Source organism: Burkholderia sp. HMSC10F09, from assembly GCF_001806955.1.
Classification (GTDB): domain Bacteria; phylum Pseudomonadota; class Gammaproteobacteria; order Burkholderiales; family Burkholderiaceae; genus Burkholderia; species Burkholderia multivorans.
On the sequence record NZ_KV786863.1, the window covers coordinates 1 to 2,816 of the forward strand.

Annotated in this window: 2 protein-coding genes; both read left to right on the forward strand. The window is 68.3% G+C overall.

The window, feature by feature from the left end; translation table 11 throughout:
* The first annotated feature begins 94 nt into the window (after positions 1–94).
* Complete coding sequence (gene mreD / locus HMPREF3115_RS23735) at positions 95–607, forward strand: rod shape-determining protein MreD (protein ID WP_006401859.1); 513 nt, start codon at positions 95–97, stop codon at positions 605–607.
* Between the two features lie 102 nt (positions 608–709).
* Positions 710–2,816, forward strand: a 2,107-nt coding sequence (mrdA, locus tag HMPREF3115_RS23740; RefSeq protein ID WP_070556338.1) for a penicillin-binding protein 2, incomplete at its 3' end; no start/stop codon positions are given.

The window sequence follows — 2,816 nt, forward strand, 5'->3', positions numbered from 1 at the left end:
CCGGCGCGCAGCCCGCGCCCGCGAAACCGGCCGCGTCCGGCAAGCCGGGCGGCAACGCCGCGAAGCCGGCGACCGCGCCCTCAGGAGCCCAGCGATGAATCGCCCGCAATACATCCTGCAGCCGGTCAACCCGTATTTCATCGCGTTCAGCCTCGCCGCCGCGTTCCTGCTGAACCTGATGCCGTGGGGCCGCCTGCCCGGCGTGCCCGACTTCGTCGCGCTCGTGCTGCTGTTCTGGAACATCCACCAGCCGCGCAAGGTGGGGATGGGCGTCGCGTTTGCGCTCGGCATCCTGATGGACGTGCACGACGCAGGGCTGCTCGGCGAGCACGCACTCGCGTACACGCTGCTGTCGTACGGTGCGATCACGATCCATCGCCGCGTGCTGTGGATGCCGATCGGCGTGCAGGTGCTGTACGTGACGCCGCTGCTGGTCGGCGCGCAGCTCGTGCCGTTCGTGATCCGCCTGATGATGGGCGCCGCGTTCCCCGGCTGGCGCTATCTGGTCGACGGCTTCGTCGAAGCCGCGCTGTGGCCGCTCGCCAGCCATCTGCTGCTGATGCCGCAACGCCGCCCGGTCGACCCGGACGATACGCGCCCGATCTGACGGACCGCACCTTGATGACCCGCCGCCTCCGCACCCGCCGCGCGCCGCGCCCCGGGGCGGCACCTCGCCCGTGCGCGCGCCGGGCCGACCGACCGTAATCGCATGACCGAATTCAACGACACCCAACAGCAGCTCTCGAAGTTCCGCCTGCGCGTCGCGGCGGCGGGCGTGTTCGTGTTCGTCTGCTTCGGGCTGCTCGCGAGCCGCTTCTTCTATCTGCAGCTGATGCAGCACGGCAAATATGCGCTGCAGGCCGAGGAAAACCGCATCTCCGTCGCGCCGATCGTGCCGAACCGCGGGATCATCACCGACCGCAACGGCGTGATCCTCGCGAAGAACTACTCGGCCTACACGCTCGAGATCACGCCGTCGAAGCTCGACGACACGCTTGAGAACACGATCGACAAGCTGTCGCAGATCATCCCGATCGACGCGCGCGACCGCCGCCGCTTCAAGAAGCTGCAGGAAGACTCGAAGAACTTCGAAAGCCTGCCGATCCGCACGCGGCTCACCGACGACGAAGTCGCGCGCTTCACCGCGCAGCGTTTCCGCTTTCCGGGCGTCGACGTGCGCGCGCGGCTGTTCCGCCAGTACCCGCTCGGCACGACCGCCGCGCACGTGATCGGCTATATCGGCCGGATCTCGAAGCGCGACCAGGACCGGATCGACGCGATGAGCGACGAGAACGACAGCGACCAGGAAACCTACGATCCGCGGCGCGACGCGAACAACTACAAGGGCACCGACTACATCGGCAAGATCGGCGTCGAGCAGAGCTACGAAACGGAGCTGCACGGACTGACGGGCTTCGAGGAAGTCGAGGTGACGGCCGGCGGCCGGCCGGTGCGCACGCTCTCGCGCACGCAGGCCACGCCCGGCGACAACCTCGTGCTGTCGCTCGACATCGGGCTGCAGCAGGTCGCCGAGCAGGCGTTCGCGGGCAAGCGCGGCGCGCTCGTCGCGATCGAGCCGAAGACGGGCGACGTGCTCGCGTTCGTGTCGTCGCCGAGCTTCGATCCGAATTCGTTCGTCGACGGCATCGACCAGCAGACCTGGGACGAGCTCAACAACTCGCCCGACAAGCCGCTCTTGAACCGTCCGCTGCACGGCACCTACCCGCCCGGCTCGACCTACAAGCCGTTCATGGCGCTCGCGGGCCTGACGCTCGGCAAGCGCACGCCGGGCTGGGGCTTCCAGGATCCCGGCTACTTCACGTTCGGCGGCCATACGTTCCGCAACGACGTGCGCTCGGGCCAGGGCTGGGTCGACATGAACAAGGCGATCATGGTGTCGAACGACACCTACTTCTACATGCTCGCGCGCGATCTCGGCGTGAACGCGATCGCGAACTTCATGAAGCCGTTCGGCTTCGGCCAGATCACCGGCATCGACATCCAGGGCGAGGCGCGCGGGATCCTGCCGTCGACCGACTGGAAGAAGAAGGCGTTCAAGAAGGCCGCGCAGCAGAAGTGGTTCGACGGCGAGACGATCAGCCTCGGCATCGGCCAGGGCTACAACTCGTTCACGATCCTGCAGCTCGCGCACGCGACCGCGACCCTCGCGAACAACGGCATCGTCATGAAGCCGCACCTCGTGAAGGAGATCGAGGATCCGATCACGCGCGCGCGCCATCTGACCGTGCCGAAGGAAAGCGGCGTGATCCCGCTGAAGCAGTCCGACATCGACGTCGTCAAGCGCGGGATGGAGAACGTGATCGAGAACCCGTCGGGCACCGCGTACAAGGTGTTCCGCGGCGCGCCGTATCTGGCGGCCGGCAAGACCGGTACCGCGCAGGTGTTCTCGCTGCAGGGCGGCAATTACAAGGGTCACCTGCTCGCCGAGCATCTGCGTGACCACGCGCTGTTCATCGCATATGCGCCGGTCGACCATCCGCAGATCGCGCTCGCGCTGATCGTCGAGAACGGCGGCTGGGGCGCGCAGTCGGCGGGCCCGATCGCGCGGCGCGTGCTCGACTTCTACCTCGTCGAGCGCCAGAACGCGCAGAACGAGGCGGCGGCGGTCGCGGCCGCCGCGTCGGCGACGGAACCCGTGAACGCGCCGGTGATCGGCGACGGATCGAAGCCCGTCACCGTCGCGGCCGGCTTCAAGCCGCTGCCGCAGCCGGTCGTGCCGAACGCGGCCAGTGCGGCGCAGGCGGCGTCCGCTGCGTCGGCAGCCGGCGCATCGGACACGCCCGGCGCCGCAGGCG